The sequence below is a fragment of the Cellulomonas sp. GbtcB1 genome (assembly GCF_019091725.1).
Classification (GTDB): domain Bacteria; phylum Actinomycetota; class Actinomycetes; order Actinomycetales; family Cellulomonadaceae; genus Cellulomonas.
The window spans coordinates 1-235 of the sequence record NZ_JAGXJG010000581.1 but is presented as its reverse complement, the minus strand read 5'-3'; the positions used below and the strand labels follow the sequence as shown (position 1 = coordinate 235).

Genomic DNA, 235 nt, shown 5'->3' with positions numbered 1-235 from the left:
GACCCCGAACGGCGGTCCATCCGACACGGGGACGCCGCCCACCACCAGGTCGCGCAGGCCGTGGGCGCGCAGCTGATCCAACGTGCGGGCGTCGCCGAGGGCCTTGGCGGTCTTGGCGGCGTGCGTGAGGACCCCGTCGACCCGGAGCGCGTCGGCGGCGTACAGCACCAGCCACATCGAGGCCATGCCGTCCGCCTGAGGGCAGGGGTGGGAGACCTTCCGGGTGCACCGGGCC

1 protein-coding gene is annotated in these 235 nt (G+C 74.9%); it reads right to left on the bottom strand.

The annotated features are described in order from the left end of the window. Nucleotides 1–186 (bottom strand): hypothetical protein (locus KVT14_RS21455; RefSeq protein ID WP_217617393.1); only part of this gene is annotated, 186 nt, incomplete at its 3' end. Nucleotides 187–235: the final 49 nt, after the last annotated feature.